Origin of the sequence: Synechocystis sp. PCC 7339, assembly GCF_019924095.1 — a bacterium.
Classification (GTDB): Bacteria; Cyanobacteriota; Cyanobacteriia; order Cyanobacteriales; family Microcystaceae; genus Synechocystis.
In genome coordinates, this window is the sequence record NZ_CP063659.1 from 2,275,915 (window position 1) to 2,292,016 (window position 16,102).

The following is a 16,102-nucleotide window of genomic DNA, read 5'->3' on the forward strand; positions in this document are numbered from 1 at the left end:
CCCTGTGGCCCTTGGCAAGTTTTTTGGCAAAAATTTTCGAGTCTTCATTTTGATGAAATTTATTGGCATTGATTTAGGTTGGAGTTCTGGGGAGAGTGGACTATGTCGTTTACGGCTAGAATCAGCCCCCACTGGCGATCGCCTTTGGGTGGAAGACATTACCTGTCGCTTGAGTTTGGAGGAAATTTTCTCCTGGCTGGACAAAGGTTTAGGTGAAGCGGAGGGAGCCATGGTGGCGGTGGATGCTCCGACCATTATTCCCAATCAGACTGGGACTCGTTTACCCGATCGCCTGACCCACAAATATTTTGGCAAGTACCATGCGGGTTGTTATCCGGCCAATTTGGCTCGACCTTTTGTCGAAAGAACCATAACAGTGGGCAATCTACTGGAAGAACGGGGTTTTCTCCATGCCCCGCAGATAGAGCCCCAACGGCCAGGACGTTACCAAATTGAAGTGTTTCCCCATCCCGCCATGGTGCAGCTTTTTCAGCTAGAGCGGATCATCAAATACAAAAAAGGGAACCTAGCCCAAAAAAGACAGGGTTTGCTGGAGTTAGAGTCCTACATTGAAAATATTTTGCCCAGACTAACCCCGGCTCTGGAGCTTACCCTCCCCCCTGGCATAGAGCCTTGGCGATCGCCGTTGACATTGAATGGCAAGGAACTGAAACGCCAGGAAGACCAATGGGATAGTCTAATTTGTGCCTACATTGGTGCCTATTGGTGGTACTGGGGCCAGGAACGGAACTGGGTTTTAGGCGATGAAAGTACGGGTTATATTGTGGTGCCCACTTTGAGCGTGAACCAACCTCTACCGGATGGGTAATAGGCCTAAAAACTAGCCAGGGATTGCTGTTGGGTCTGACTTTGGCTTTGCACTGGCACCGGCGACAGCACTGGCTCATTGACAAAGAACGTCTGGGCCATTTTTACTCCCACTTCATTCACCTTGGCTTGGATCTCCTCCAGAAATTCGTGTAGTCCTTGGCTAATAACGTCCTCGATGGTGATATAGCCCATTTCCCCACAAAGCCGACCCAGGGCCCTTTCCGCATCATTGCGCCAGGAACCGAGGGGCGTACCAGTAACCTCATGCAATGACCGCTGTACCTGGAGTAGGCAAAAGTGGATGGAACGGGGAAATTTTTGGTGCAAAATCAGAAAACTGGCCACGTTGGCGGGGGTGATGCGCCGCTGGCTCTTGCGATACATTTCATAGGCACTAGCGGATTTGAGCAAAGCTATCCATTCCACCTGATCCAGAGGAGTACCTACCCATTCCACCGAAGGCAGTAGATAGTAATATTTCACATCCAAGATGCGGGCGGTTTTATCAGCCCTTTCTTGCAAACGACCCATCTGGCCAAAGTGCCAGGCTTCGTTATGGGTCATGGTGGCGTCCATAATGCCGGCAAAGCGATGGCTAGATAGTTTCACCTGGGCAAAAAAGTCAGCAATGTTGGCCGGAGGGCGATCGCCAGCCTCTTTGACCATGAGGTAAAAGCGGTTAATTTCCTCCCACATTTCCGAAGAAATAATTTCCCGAATGGAGCGGGCATTTTCCCTGGCCATGTTCAGGCAGGAAAGGATGGAGTTGGAATAATGCTGATCGAAGGTAAGGAATTTGATCACATTGGCCTTGGTGACTTCGCCGTAATGCTGTTTGAAAAAGCCCAAATCCCCAGTGGTCATGACCAAAGGCTCCCATTGCTGTTGGGCACCGTAGGGCAAATCCAACATTAGGTAAAGGTTCACGTCCACAAAGCGGGCAATATTTTCCGCCCGTTCGATGTAGCGATTCAGCCAGTAAACGGAGTCAGCAACACGGCTTAGCATAATTTTCGGTTTTTTCCAATTACGGATCCAGGGCCCATTGTACAAAGCCCTTGGGGGTTCAATATGTTGCCATTCTGACGAAATTGTAGACTATCTTCGCTTGTCAACAGTCCAATCCGCCCTACAATTACCCACCCTCCCCATTGGCGATCGGGGTATCATGGATGGTTACTAGCTCAGAAAAGTCTGGGGAGAAATGCCATTATGCAGGTAAAGACAAAAACAAGTCATGACACCAGTTATAACCAAGACTATTGCTTGTGGTTAGAGCAAACTGCTATCGCCCTGAAAAACAAGGATTTTAGCCATCTTGATTTAGAAAATTTAATTGAGGAGATCGAAGGTTTGGGGAGGAGTGAAAAACGCTCAATTTCTAGCTATCTAATGCGTCTTTGTGAGCATCTTCTCAAAATAAAATATTGGCAATTGGAACGGGAACAATGTTTTCGGGGCTGGAAATTAGAGGTACAAAATTTTCGTTTAGCTATTGAAGCTGAGTTGGAAGCAAGTCTAAGTCTTAAACCATTTCTGCAGGATGTTTTTATTAAGCAATATCAAAATGGCCGAAAGCTGTTTTTAATTGCCAGTGACCTAAATAAAAAAATAATTCCTGAAAAACCAGATTTTACGTTGGAGCAAGCTTTAGATGAAAATTGGCTTCCCTGGCAACCGGAACAATGGTTTAAGCTTCAGGAAGAAAGAAAAAGTCTATAACAGTAAATTAATTGAGGACAATGGGCGATCGCCAGGTTGGGGGTCAACTTTCCAGAGGTTGCCCTTAACCCCTACACTAAAGTCTTGACAGATTGAGGTGCAAGCAACGATGAGTCAGGATTTTGATTACGATTTGGTGATTATTGGCGCCGGCGTTGGGGGCCACGGAGCCGCTCTCCACGCCGTTAAATGTGGTCTGAAAACCGCCATCATCGAAGCCAAGGATATGGGGGGCACCTGTGTTAACCGGGGTTGCATTCCTTCCAAAGCTCTCCTGGCCGCCTCCGGTCGAGTGCGGGAAATGTCCGACCAAGACCATCTCCAACAGTTAGGCATCCAGGTCAATGGCATTACCTTCACCAGAGAGGCGATCGCCGCCCATGCCAATGACCTAGTAAGCAAAATCCAATCTGACCTGACCAATAGTCTTACCCGTTTGAAAGTCGATACCATCCGGGGTTGGGGAAAAGTGTCTGGGCCCCAGGAAGTGACGGTAATAGGGGAGAACGAAACCCGCATCCTCAAAGCTAAAGAGATCATGCTGTGCCCCGGTTCAGTGCCCTTTGTCCCCCCAGGCATCGAAATTGACCATAAAACGGTCTTTACCAGTGACGAAGCGGTAAAACTGGAAACCTTGCCCCAGTGGATTGCCATCATTGGCAGTGGTTACATCGGCTTGGAATTTTCCGACGTCTACACGGCCCTGGGTTGTGAAGTAACCATGATTGAAGCCCTGCCGGACTTGATGCCAGGGTTTGATCCGGAAATTGCAAAAATAGCCGAACGGGTGCTGATTAAATCCCGCGACATTGAAACCTATATCGGCGTATTTGCCACCAAAATCAAGGCAGGCTCCCCGGTGGAAATTGAACTCACCGATGCCAAGACTAAAGAGGTAGTTGAAATCCTCGAAGTAGATGCTTGTCTAGTGGCCACTGGCCGCATTCCTGCCACTAAAAATTTAGGCTTGGAAACGGTTGGCGTGGAAACCGATCGCCGGGGCTTCATTGAGGTTGACGATCAGATGCAAGTGATCAAAGATGGCAAGCCGGTGCCCCATCTCTGGGCGGTGGGGGATGCCACGGGTAAAATGATGTTAGCCCATGCTGCTTCTGGCCAGGGCGTAGTAGCGGTGGAGAATATTTGCGGCCGCAAAACTGAAGTGGACTACCGAGCCATTCCGGCAGCGGCCTTCACCCATCCTGAAATTAGTTATGTGGGTTTAACGGAAGCTCAAGCTAGGGAATTGGGGGAAAAAGAAGGATTTGTGGTTAGCAGCGCTAAAACTTACTTCAAAGGTAACTCCAAAGCCTTGGCTGAAAAGGAAACCGATGGCATTGCCAAAGTGGTTTACCGCCAGGACACCGGGGAATTATTGGGGGCCCACATCATCGGCATCCATGCATCGGACCTGATCCAAGAGGCCGCCCAGGCGATCGCCGACCGCAAATCAGTACGAGAATTGGCCTTCCATGTCCATGCCCACCCCACCCTATCGGAAGTCTTGGACGAAGCTTATAAACGGGCGGTTTAAACCATGGTCACCATTACCGTTACCCCAGAGCAACTGAGTGGTTTGGATCTGGCCTCGGTGCAATCATGGCTGGAGCAGACCATTGATTTGAGCCTGAATCGCATTGATGAATCTGCCCTGGCCACCATCGAAAAACAGGTGCAGTTTGACATTCAATTTGCCAGGCAAGAAGGCGATCCTAGGGAATTATCGGAGATTCCCGAAGTTCGTCTCTGGTTTATTCGCCTAGATAGTGTTCATCCCTGGTTTCCCCTTTGTTTAGATTGGCAAGCCGGGGAATTTACTAGGTATGCGGCCATGCTGGTGCCCCACGAATTCCATCGGGTGGATGGCATCCAGTTCAATCCTGAAGCCTTGGATCTGTTTGTTATGGGCAAAGTGTTTGTGCTAGCGGACTGGTTAAAAAAATATCAACTACCGGCCCAGTTCCGTCTGAAGTCTTTGGCTCAACTGTTGGGCTACGATTTGGACGAGAATTTTTTAGCCCAGCTCTAGTTGCCTCGACACAATTTACGATCCGTTACCCCAAGATAATATCCGGTTCAACCGGAGCAAAGCAGACCACGGTACCCCAGCCAAGGGGGTCAAATTTCGTGCGAAAATATGGAGCTATGCGTAACCAAGATGATGTGCTACTGGAGGACTCCTGGGTTGATCCCCTGGATCAATTGGACGACGACGTAGCCCCCCCACCCCCGGACCCCGATGAAATGTTGGCGCTTCTTACCAGTAGGGAAGCCCCACAGAGGATGCTGGCGGCCCGGGCCTTTTGTGAAATTGCCGATCGCCGCGCAGTGGAGCCGCTGATCAATTTATTGCGGGATAGCTGTCCCCTGGTGCGGGTAAGCGCGGCCTATGCGTTGGGGCGTAATACTGACCAGACCATAGTGGAACCGCTAATTCAAAGTTTGCAAACGGACTTTAATGGCTATGTCCGCAAAGGATTGGTCTGGGCCCTGGGCAATTGTGGCGATCGCCGGGCCCTAGCTCCATTGATCCATGCCCTTAAAACCGACATTTCCGCTGTGCGTCTCTGGAGTGCCAGCAGTTTACCCAACATTGCCAAATTGGCCTACGAAGATGTTATTGCTACCATTCCCCCTTTAATAGAGGGTCTGAGGAGGGACAAGATGGCCGCTGTCCGCAGTAATTGTGCCTGGGCAGTGGGGCAACTGTGCCGGGAATTGCCCTCCAATGTGGTCTATGCCACGGCGATCGATGCTCTCTTGGAAGCCCTAGTGGAAGATGAAGATTTCGGTGTGAAGGAAGATGCCAAATCCGCCCTACTACGACTGGGGGACGCCAGGGGGCTACAGATGATTGAAGACCTGGAAATGGACGGTCTGATCTGATTTGCCACTTAATTTGTAAAGAGAAATAGTTAAACATTAATTAAAAATCAACACACCATGGCACAACCTTTGATTTTGGGGGTCAGTGGTGCCTCTGGGCTAATTTATGCCGTCAGAGCCATCAAGCATTTACTGGCGGCGGACTACACCATTGAACTGGTAGCTTCCAGGGCCAGCTACCAAGTTTGGCAAGCGGAACAAAATATTCAAATGCCAGGGGAACCCTCCGCCCAGGCAGAATTTTGGCGGCACCAAGCTGGGGTGGAAACCAGAGGAAAACTTATTTGTCACCGTTGGGGGGATGTGGGAGCCACCATTGCCAGTGGTTCCTACCGTTGCGCCGGGATGGTGGTGATGCCCTGTAGCATGAGCACGGTGGCTAAACTAGCGGTGGGTATGAGTTCCGATCTGTTGGAGCGGGCCGCAGATGTGCAAATCAAAGAGGGCAAACCCTTGGTGGTGGTGCCCAGGGAAACGCCATTCAGTTTGATCCATCTCCGCAATCTCACCAGTTTGGCTGAGGCCGGGGTCCGTATTGTGCCCGCTATTCCCGCTTGGTATCATCGCCCCCAATCCGTGACAGATCTGGTGGATTTTGTCGTAGCCAGGGCCTTAGATCAATTGGCGATCGACTGTGTTCCCCTAAGCCGTTGGCAAGGAGGACCGGTGTCCGATCTGTGATGGACAGGAACACCAGGGCCAAACCCATTGCTTTTAGCCCATGGCAGCATTGACCCAGGGCTTTGGTTGGGGCCATTGTTACGTCATGGGGATTAGCCGCTAAGCTATAAAAAAACCGCCCCATGTCGGCGGCGGTGGGCAAAGTTTGGCATTGCCGCCAGAAAGGTTGAGGGGAGGTTATTGATTAGGGCGCGGTTGTCAAGCAGTTTGTTCTACAGATGCTCACTCTCCACCTAACTGTAAACACTATGGCAAGACGTAAAAAGACTTTTCCCTGTGGCCATAAGGGTTATGGCCAAGAATGTCATCGCTGTGTGCAAAAACACATTGACCAAGAGGAAAGGAAACAGTCCCGGGCCGCTTGGAAAGCTACCTTTGAGGAAGATCCAATTGATTTGACCCATCTCCCCCGCAACGTGGTGATTAAGGCTAGGCAAATTCTGGCGGGGTTGGCTGAACAAAATGACTACCGCGAATTTTATGGCAAACGCCTTAGACATGATCGCCTAGTGATCAGTATTCCAGTCACTAGACATTACCGGCTAATTTGTCAGGACGATGGCGATCGCCTAGAACCAAAAGAAATAGTCTCCCACGAAGATTACAATGTATGTAAACCAGGGCATTGAAAAAGCATTCTGTCCTGTGGGAAATAAGGCGCAAATCATTGCCCACTGCTCAACGCCTTGGAGGGTTACCTTGTTCAACCGTATTCTCGTTGCCTTGGATCTGTCCCCCGCAGGTCAAGAAGTTTTAGAAAAAGGTTTATCCCTGGCCAAGGCCTATGGGGCTTCCCTGTTATTGCTCCATGTGTTGTCCGCCGAAGAAGAGGGCAGTCCTTTGCCCATCCCGGTCAATATGGATGAAATTTATCCTGCTGTGGGTAATGAGTTGACCATGGAAGTGTGGCAACAGCAATGGCAAGCCTTTGAACAGGAAGGGTTAGACACCCTGGAAAAACGCCGTCAGCAAGCATTGAATTTGGGCATCCACTGCCAAGCGGAACAAATTTTGGGCAGTGGCAGTCCCGGCAAAATTATCTGCCAGCGAGCCAAAGAGGATAACAGTGACATCATTGTGGTGGGGCACCGGGGCCGGTGGGGACTGAGCGAAATTCTCCTCGGTAGTGTGAGTAACTATGTCTTTCACCATGCCCACTGTTGCGTGTTTGTGGTGCCAACCCTGGACTGAGAGGCGATCAGTCCCTGAAGTTGACCGCGGAGTTTCCCCAAGTTAAATAAAACTATCCCCTGAGCCATGCCCCCCATGAGTAACGATTCCATTGTCCGCCACGTTCTGGTCATTGAGGATCAGAAGTCTCGCCGCATCGTTTCCCTGGAAGAAAACACCTACGACATTGGTCGAGACCCCGGCAGTGCCATCCCCATTTACGATCGCCAAGTTTCCCGCCACCACGCCACCCTGATCCGGGTTAACGACTACCAAAATCATCAATACACCTATCGTCTAATTGACGGCAATCTCCAGGGCAAACGCAGTACAAATGGAATAGTGATCAATGGTCAATATTGTCTTTCCCACGAGTTGGAACACGGGGACGTAGTTCGCTTTGGTAACAAATCCAAAGCCAGTTACCACATTATGAATTTGACCACGGAGTCGGAGGAACAACCCTATGGAATCGAACCAGTATCGGTAGCGGCCAACCCGATCATGGGGGAAACCTACGTGGATCCCCTCAACTTTGCCATGGCTGACCACGAGTATGGAGAGGGAGCCGGGTTTGACCATGAAGCAGTGGAAGTAGAGGAAGATTCATCCTTTTCTACTGCAGTGGTCTATAACGAGGAACTGCCAGATGTGGGCCGCCGTGCCCCAGGGCAAAGCCATCGTCCGCCGGTTACCCTCAGCGAAAATAGCACCCAGTTAATTGTTGAGTTGACCACAGCGGGGCGGGTGCTCTACGCCAACGGAGCAACTAAAGCCTTATTTCCAGAGTTGATGGCCATCCAGACCCAACATCCCCTGATCCAGGGGCTCTCCAATTTATCCCTCACCAGGGAGGGCTTGCAGTTGGAGCGGGACATTGCCATCGGCCAACAAATTTTCCATCAGCGGGTTTTCCTCGGCCCTGACCGTAGCCGTTTGCAGTGCTACAGCGAGGACGTAACCGAGTATCGCACAATGGAGCAAGGGTTAAACGACCTCCACCACCGTTTGCGCGCCTATCGGGAATATACGGCCACCGGTTTTCTACTGGTGGATGCCCGCACCAAAACCGTGGTTGAAGCCAACAGTGCTTTTTGTCAATTATTGGGCTACGAAGAATCGGAAGTTCTTGACCTCACCCTTTATCAATTGATGGCCGCGGAACGGCCGGTAATCGAAGAACTATTAATTAACTTGGAAACCCAAGATTACCTGTCGGTACCAGAACTGGAGTACCGCAATCGGGAGGGACAAACGGTGCAGGTGAAGGGGGAAGTGTATCGCCAACCCTGGGAAGATAGGGAAGTGTACTGTTTTGTCATGCGCACTCCCCGGGGTCGCCAGGGCTATTCAGAAACCTTGGCTAACCAGGCGTTGTATGACCCCATTAGCAAACTCCCCAACCGGGTCAACCTGCAGAAGGAGCTATCCCTCGCCATCGATGCAGCGGCCCACCATCAGCATCTCATGGGGGTAATGTTCATCCACCTGGAGGTCCTCAATCGCATTAATCAAGCCTATGGCTTTAGCTTTGGGGATGAGGTGTTTATGGCCTTCCACGGGGCGATCGCCGATTGTATGCGCTCCGGAGATACCGTCGGGCAATGGGATAGCAGCACCTTAGTGATTATTTTGGCCAAGATCAAAAGTCCCCAGGATTCCATTCGTCTAGCGGAAAGAATTTTAGAACGTCTGAAAAACCCTCTAACAGTGCGGGAACGGGAAATTATTTTTAACATCAACATTGGTATTTCCGCCTACCCCAACGATGGTAACCGGGCCGAAGATTTGCTCTCCCGGGCCAACACTGCCCTGCAAAAATTATGCCAGACTGGTTTTAATCGCTACCAGTTCTATGATCCGAAGTTTAGCACCGCAGCCCTCCATCAAGCCCGCCTAGAAAATCTTCTCCAACAGGCGATTTCCAAACGTCAACTTACCCTGCAATACCAACCGCAAATTCATCTCCAAAGTGGGGAAATCACCGGCATGGAAGCCCTACTCCGTTGGGAACATCCCGAAGTGGGGGAGATTGCCCCCGAAAAAATTATTCCCATTGCCGCCCGTAGTAATCTCATTTTTGAACTCAGCGATTGGATTTTTCGCACCGCCTGTCAACAAAACGTAGATTGGCAAAAAGATGGTTTGCCTCCCCGGGCGATCGCCATTAACCTCTCAGTCCGAGAATTTTATCGCCAAGACCTAGTGATGATGGTGGGCAAAACCCTAGAAGAAACAGGCTTGGATCCCCAATGGTTGGAACTAGAAATCACTGAAAATACCCTGCGACAACAACCATCCAAAGCCCTGGCCATTCTCCGAGACCTCAAAGCCTTTGGCGTAAGAATTGCCCTAGACGACTTTGGTCGGGGCCAAATGGGCATTGGTTTTATCACCCAGTTTCCCCTCACCACCATCAAAATTCATCAAGGATTCATGGCCCAATTACGAGGCACCCCCCAGGAAATGGCCATTCTCCAGTCCATACTTGTATTGAGCCAGGGCTTCCAATATCGTTTGGTGGCCGAGGGAATAGAAACCGAAGCCCAACTCAGCCTGGTCCGGCAACTACAATGCCAAGAAGTACAAGGATTTTTGTTAAGTCGTCCCCTACGGAAACGGGAAATGGGACAATTTTTACAGAAACAATTACACCAAAGCTAAGTCTTGTCACCCCCGTTAAAACTAACCGCAACTTGCCCTCATTGATGGTCCACCCAAACCTCGAGTAAACCGTTAATAAAGTTTGCCTAAGAAGTACGATCAAACCGCTAGGGGTTATGTCAAACTAGAGGTGGGGTCGCAATTTAGCCAGATTTTGTCTCCATCATCGGGTCAAGATAAATATTTCCCTTGCCCATCCGCCCATCCTTGCTGTTATGACTAACCTGCCTGAATTTCGACATATATTTGTGATCGAAGATCAAAAAGCCCGTCGTATTATTTCTTTGGACGAACCCACCTATTCCATCGGACGGGAATCCAGCAATGATATTGTCATTTACGACCAGGTGGTATCCCGCCATCACGCCACCCTGATTCGTATCAAACCCACCCCCCAAAATGAAAGTTATTCCTACCGGATTTTAGATGGGGATTTGGAAGGTAATCGCAGTACCAATGGTCTGGTTATCAATGGTCAGGATAGTGAATCCCACGACCTGCAGCACGGAGATGTGATCCTATTTGGCAGTCAGTCCAAAGCCAGCTACTACATCGTTTCTACTTCCTTGGAAATCGCTATGTTCAACCCCTTGGAGGCCATGTCCTTAGAAGACCTGTCCCGCCAAAGTTTAGGGGAATACACCAGCAAATCTACCATTATTAATGAAGAGGAACAGGAAGCCTCCCGTTTGGCCCCCAGCTCCGCTGACTTGGTGCGTTTTTCTTCTTTTGCTGAGCTTAGTCCCCATCCCATTGTGGAAATTGATTTCAATGGCAAGATCGTTTATTTAAATCCCCCCGCTAGCATTAAGTTTCGGGATATCAATGACCAGGGGGCTAGCCATCCTATCCTGGAAGGTCTCCTTAATCAAGCCCAAAATGTACGGGGCAATTTGCTTTTGCGAGAAGTAAAAAATGGGGATGAATGCTATGAGCAATATGTCCATTATTTAACCGAAAATCAAATTATTCGCAGTTACTTAATTGACATTACCCGGCGGCAACAAGCAGAAAATAGTTTGGCTCAGCATACTTTCTACGACCCCATGACCGGGCTACCTAACCATGCTTTTTTCGAGGAGCAATTGGCGATCGCCTTGGCAAAAGTACAGCGAGATCAGAGTCGGTTAGCTATCCTATTCCTCAATTTTTATAATTACGAACGGATGATCAATGCCTTCGGACTGGGGTGTGGAGAAATTCTTCTCAAAACTGTAGCCAAACGCCTGAGCCAGTGGACGGAGAAAAAAGGCTTGGCCTGTCGGTGGCAGGGAAAACAATTTGCCATTTTGCTCAAGGAACCAGGGGACGATCAAGCCCTCACGGAAACCGTTAAGGAAATGCTGGCCATGCTAGAGGAAGGCATTGACGTGGCCAAACAAAAAATTCACCTCAAGGGTAAGGTGGGTATCGCTGTTTATCCTGATGGGGGGAATGATGGGGCTAGCCTATTGAAAAATTCCCACACCGCCCTAGAGCAGATTAAAGAAAAACACTTTGATTCCTTTGCCTTTTTCAACGAAAAGGCCGCCTCCAAAGCCAACCTGTTTTTTCGCTTGGAAAATCTCCTCTACGAGGCCCTGGACAAACATCAATTCTATCTGACCTACCAACCCATTCTCCAGATCAACACTGGGGAAATTACCGGCATGGAGGCCCTGTTGCGTTGGCACCATCCCGAAATTGGCGAAATTTCTCCGGTTAATCTGATTCCCCTAGCGGAAAAAACTGATTTGATCGTGCCCATCGGTGAATGGATTTTAAGAACTGCCTGTCAACAGAATCGGCAATGGCAACAGGCAGGACTTCCCCCCTTACCGGTGTGTATTAACCTCTGCCTCAACCAATTTCAAAATCCCCACTTGATTGCCAATATCCAAAGTATCCTAGAGGAGAATCAGTTGAATCCCCACTGGTTGACCATTGAGGTGACTGAGAGCATCATTATGGAGAACATCGATTATTCCCGTCGGGCCATCGAACAGTTGGCCACCATGGGAGTTAATCTTTCCCTCGATGATTTTGGTGTTGGCTTGGGTAGTCTATCTTGCTTGCAACAGTTTAAGATTCCCGCCGTCAAGATCCATCAGTCCTTTGTTAGGGATTTGGAGCATAGTCCCGTTAACGAGGCAATCGTTACTGGCATTATGACCCTGGGGGAAAAATTGGGCATCCGCATAATCAGTGAGGGCGTAGAAACCCAACAACAGTTGGAAGTACTACAAAGACTACAATGCCAAGAAATACAAGGTTTTTGGTTCAGTAAGCCCCTCAAAGTTGATGCCGCAACTGAACTTTTGAGTCAAAATACAATTAAGGCTGATCCCCTGGCATAACTTAGAATTAATAGTTCCCTAATTCTCTATGAAGCAACACATACTAGTTCTAGAAGATGCCAATCAAAGAAGAACAATAATCTTAGACGAGCAACAATACTCCATTGGTCGCCATTCTGGTACTAGCATCCAGATCCACTCCCGGCAGGCTTCCCGGCACCATGCCACCCTGATGCGGAAGACCAATAGTAAAACCAACGAAGAGTGTTTTTGGATTATTGATGGGGATCTAGAGGGGAATAAAAGTCAAAACGGCGTCTTTGTGAACGGAGAAAAACGCCTCATCCATGAGTTAAAAAATGGCGACCTAATTAATTTCGGCTGTAGTATCAATGCCAGTTACCACATTACTGGAGAGGGGCTTGGTGAGTCTTCCTCCCAGCCAGTGGAAATATTGCCCCAGACTTCTCCCTATAATGAGGCGGTTTCTGCCCAGATTGCTTCCAGCTATAACACGAGGGAAGGGGTTGATTTGTTGGCCGGCTCCAATGATGAAACGTTCCATGAGCAATCCTACCTGGATACGGCAACGGATTTGCCCAACCAGACCCTGTTTTTAGAGTACTTAAATATTGCTCTCTCCAATGCCCGCCGCCACCATGCCCAGGTGGGAGTCTTGCTCTGCCAGATTAATAATTGGTCTGACCTCAAGCGCAAACGGGGAGATGCGGTAGCCAATGCTTTTCTCCAGGAAGCAGGGCAAAAACTGAAAGCAAATCTACGCAATGGAGATATTGTTTCCCGTTGGGATAAGGATGAGTTTATTTTCCTGGTGTCCAAGGTGCAGGATACTAGCAGTCTGTTGGGAATTGCCCAACGCCTGATGAAGCCAGTTTTAACTCCGGTGACGGCAGGGGGAAGACCGTTCCAGCCAGAAATTACCTACGGGGTAGCCCTCTATCCGCTGGATGGGGAGCAAGTGAATGACTTGATTGGCCACATCAGGGAAAATCTACAGCAGTTGTTACTCCAACCCACTAACCCTGGGCTAGGGGAAGCGGATGACCATATCGAAACGGCAGTGGATGTGCGCGTCGATGCCCCCCAGCCGGTGCCAGAACTTTCTGACTCTGATCAGAAACGCTTGGCGATCGTGGAAAAGCGTTTACTGCGGGCCCTAGAACAACATGAGTTGGAATTGTACTATCAGCCCCAGATTAATTGGCGTAAAAAGAGCATTGAAGCCATGGAGGCGTTTATCCGTTGGCAACATCCCCAAAAGGGCTTACTACCCCCGGGACAGTTTTTGCCCTGGAGTGACCAAACCGAATTTATGGTGCCCCTCACCCGGTGGATTTTAGAAACGGCCTGCCAACAAAATGTGCTGTGGCAACAGCAATTGCAAACTCCCTTTTTGGTTTCCGTTAATATTTCTGAAAAGCAGTTTTACCATCCTTTGCTCAAAAATATGGTCATGGAGGCGATCGCCATGGCTAAGATGGAGACCCATTATTTAGAGTTAGAAATTCAAGAATCCACTGTGATGAAGGATTTTGGCCTGGCACAACAAATTATTACTAACTTACACAACTATGGAGTGGGCTTTTCCCTTGATGATTTTGGCACCGATTATATGTCCCTGCGTTGTCTCCAGGATTTGCCCTTCCAAAAGCTGAAAATTGACAAATCCCTCACGGCACAGTTGCTGGAACAACCAGATAATGTTCCAAATCTGACCATGATGGAAACTCTGATCAGTCTTGGTAAAACCTTCAATTTGAAGGTGGTGGCCGAGGGGGTCGAACAGGAGGAACAAATTAATATTTTAGATAGCCTTAATTGCTTTTTCCTGCAGGGCTACTGTTTCACTGAACCATTAAATATTTTGGCCGCCAATAGCTTTTTACACAAATACATTGCAGATAATTAGGTTTAGTTTTAGGGGCTTTTTGCGCCAGAGAAGCCAACGGTAGGATAGACTGAATATTACAAATTGTTAATGCGGACCCTGAAGCCGCTTGCCCGTTATGTCTCTTCCCATCCGCAATGTCGCCATCATTGCCCACGTTGATCACGGTAAAACCACCCTTGTTGATGCCCTGTTGAAGCAATCAGGCATTTTCCGGGAAGGGGAAGATGTACCGGTGTGCGTGATGGACTCCAACGACCTGGAGCGGGAACGGGGTATCACCATTCTCTCCAAAAATACAGCAGTCCGCTACCAAGATACGTTAATTAATATTGTCGATACCCCTGGCCACGCCGATTTTGGTGGGGAAGTGGAGCGGGTATTGGGTATGGTGGACGGTTGCGTCTTAATCGTCGATGCCAATGAAGGCCCCATGCCCCAAACTCGCTTTGTGCTCAAAAAAGCCCTCGAAAAGGGTCTGCGTCCCCTGGTGGTGGTCAACAAAATTGATCGTCCCCGGGCTGACCCTAACACCGCAGTGGATAAGGTGTTTGATTTATTTGTGGAACTAGGGGCAGACGATGACCAATGTGATTTCACCACTTTGTTTGCTTCCGGCTTAGCAGGCTTTGCTAAAGAAAGCCTCGAAGATGAGTCGGAGGATATGAAGCCCCTGTTCGAGGCGATTTTGCACCATGTGCCGCCCCCTGCCGGCGATCCCAGCAAACCTTTGCAATTACAGGTGACCACCCTGGATTACTCCGATTATTTGGGGCGCATTATCATTGGTCGCATCCATAATGGCACTATTAAAGCCGGGCAACAGGCCGCTTTGGTGAAAGAAGATGGTTCTATTGCCAGGGGGAAAGTAAGCAAGCTTTTGGGCTTTGAAGGTCTGAGTCGGGTTGAGTTGCCCGAGGCTAGTGCTGGCTACATTGTGGCGATCGCCGGTTTTGCCGATGCCAATATCGGTGAGACTTTGACTTGCCCCGACGAACCCCAAGCTTTACCCCTGATCAAAGTGGATGAGCCCACATTGCAGATGACCTTTTCGGTCAACGATTCTCCCTTTGCGGGCCAGGAAGGCAAATTTGTTACCTCTCGTCAGATTCGGGACCGCCTCAATCGGGAATTGGAAACCAACGTTGCCCTGCGGGTAGAAGACGGAGAAAGTGCTGAACAATTCCTAGTTTCCGGTCGGGGGGAACTACACCTCGGCATTTTGATTGAGACCATGCGCCGGGAAGGTTATGAGTTTCAAGTGGCCCAGCCCCAGGTGATTTATCGGGAAGTAAACGGTCAGCCCTGTGAACCGGTGGAATATCTAGTGTTAGACGTACCGGAAGCCGCTGTCGGATCTTGTATCGAGCGCCTAGGACAACGGCGGGGGGAAATGCAGGATATGCAAACCGGCGTGAACGGCCGCACCCAATTGGAATTTGTCATTCCGGCCCGGGGTTTACTGGGTTTCCGGGGGGATTTCATCCGCATTACCCGGGGGGAAGGCATCATGAACCACAGCTTTTTGGAATACCGTCCCATGAGCGGCGATTTGGAAACCCGCTATAACGGTGTGATGGTAGCTTTTGAGGAAGGGGTTGCCACCTTCTATGCCATGAAAAATGCTGAGGATCGGGGGGTGTTTTTCATTACCCCCGGTACCAAGGTTTATAAAGGCATGATTATCGGTGAGCATAATCGGCCCCAGGACATTGAACTGAACGTATGTAAAACTAAGCAGTTAACTAACCATCGTTCCGCCACTGGGGATGAATTGGTGCAACTGCAAGCACCGGAGGATATGAACTTAGAACGGGCTTTAGAATACATTGGCCCGGATGAATTGGTGGAGATTACCCCGGAATCCATCCGTCTCCGTAAGGTAACCCGCAAAAAGTTGGTCAAACGTTAGAAAAAAATTAACGTTATTGGGGTTGCTATTCTCAGTACACCCCCACTCAAT

General features: G+C 49.4%; 13 protein-coding genes. 12 read left to right on the plus strand and 1 reads right to left on the minus strand.

Going from position 1 to position 16,102, the window contains the following annotated elements:
• The first annotated feature begins 52 nt into the window (after nt 1-52).
• The gene (locus IQE94_RS10855; RefSeq protein WP_223343223.1) at nt 53-829 is read left to right on the plus strand and encodes a DUF429 domain-containing protein; all 777 of its coding nucleotides are present in this window, start codon (nt 53-55) and stop codon (nt 827-829) included.
• Nucleotides 830-834: 5 nt separating this feature from the next.
• On the opposite strand, the gene IQE94_RS10860 is transcribed toward IQE94_RS10855, so the two are convergent.
• On the minus strand, nt 835-1,839 hold the full coding sequence (locus tag IQE94_RS10860; RefSeq protein WP_223341894.1) for an alpha-E domain-containing protein: 1,005 nt from the start codon (nt 1,837-1,839) through the stop codon (nt 835-837).
• Between the two features lie 204 nt (nt 1,840-2,043).
• Here IQE94_RS10860 and IQE94_RS10865 point away from each other — a divergent pair, with 204 nt between their 5' ends.
• The 11 genes from IQE94_RS10865 (at nt 2,044) to typA (ending at nt 16,051) form a co-directional block, all read left to right on the plus strand.
• Nucleotides 2,044-2,553: a DUF29 domain-containing protein gene (locus tag IQE94_RS10865; protein ID WP_223341895.1), complete on the plus strand. Its 510-nt coding sequence runs from the start codon at nt 2,044-2,046 to the stop codon at nt 2,551-2,553.
• 109 nt (nt 2,554-2,662) lie between these two features.
• Complete coding sequence (gene lpdA / locus IQE94_RS10870; protein ID WP_223341896.1) at nt 2,663-4,087, plus strand: dihydrolipoyl dehydrogenase; 1,425 nt, start codon at nt 2,663-2,665, stop codon at nt 4,085-4,087.
• A gap of 3 nt (nt 4,088-4,090) precedes the next feature.
• The gene (locus IQE94_RS10875; protein WP_223341897.1) at nt 4,091-4,582 is read left to right on the plus strand and encodes a CRR6 family NdhI maturation factor; all 492 of its coding nucleotides are present in this window, start codon (nt 4,091-4,093) and stop codon (nt 4,580-4,582) included.
• 98 nt (nt 4,583-4,680) lie between these two features.
• Nucleotides 4,681-5,439 carry a HEAT repeat domain-containing protein gene (locus IQE94_RS10880; RefSeq protein WP_212718189.1) on the plus strand — a complete coding sequence of 253 codons (759 nt, stop codon included), beginning with the start codon at nt 4,681-4,683 and terminating at the stop codon, nt 5,437-5,439.
• A 57-nt stretch (nt 5,440-5,496) separates the two neighbouring features.
• Nucleotides 5,497-6,120 (plus strand): flavin prenyltransferase UbiX, encoded by a 624-nt coding sequence (locus IQE94_RS10885; protein ID WP_194014629.1) that lies wholly within the window; start codon nt 5,497-5,499, stop codon nt 6,118-6,120.
• Between the two features lie 248 nt (nt 6,121-6,368).
• On the plus strand, nt 6,369-6,749 hold the full coding sequence (locus IQE94_RS10890; RefSeq protein ID WP_190598743.1) for a hypothetical protein: 381 nt from the start codon (nt 6,369-6,371) through the stop codon (nt 6,747-6,749).
• 70 nt (nt 6,750-6,819) lie between these two features.
• Nucleotides 6,820-7,311 (plus strand): universal stress protein, encoded by a 492-nt coding sequence (locus IQE94_RS10895; RefSeq protein ID WP_212718191.1) that lies wholly within the window; start codon nt 6,820-6,822, stop codon nt 7,309-7,311.
• Between the two features lie 75 nt (nt 7,312-7,386).
• Nucleotides 7,387-9,954: an EAL domain-containing protein gene (locus IQE94_RS10900; RefSeq protein WP_223341898.1), complete on the plus strand. Its 2,568-nt coding sequence runs from the start codon at nt 7,387-7,389 to the stop codon at nt 9,952-9,954.
• A 215-nt stretch (nt 9,955-10,169) separates the two neighbouring features.
• Nucleotides 10,170-12,290: an EAL domain-containing protein gene (locus tag IQE94_RS10905; protein WP_223341899.1), complete on the plus strand. Its 2,121-nt coding sequence runs from the start codon at nt 10,170-10,172 to the stop codon at nt 12,288-12,290.
• A gap of 28 nt (nt 12,291-12,318) precedes the next feature.
• Nucleotides 12,319-14,160 (plus strand): EAL domain-containing protein, encoded by a 1,842-nt coding sequence (locus IQE94_RS10910; RefSeq protein ID WP_212718204.1) that lies wholly within the window; start codon nt 12,319-12,321, stop codon nt 14,158-14,160.
• Between the two features lie 97 nt (nt 14,161-14,257).
• On the plus strand, nt 14,258-16,051 hold the full coding sequence (typA, locus tag IQE94_RS10915; RefSeq protein WP_212718213.1) for a translational GTPase TypA: 1,794 nt from the start codon (nt 14,258-14,260) through the stop codon (nt 16,049-16,051).
• Nucleotides 16,052-16,102: the final 51 nt, after the last annotated feature.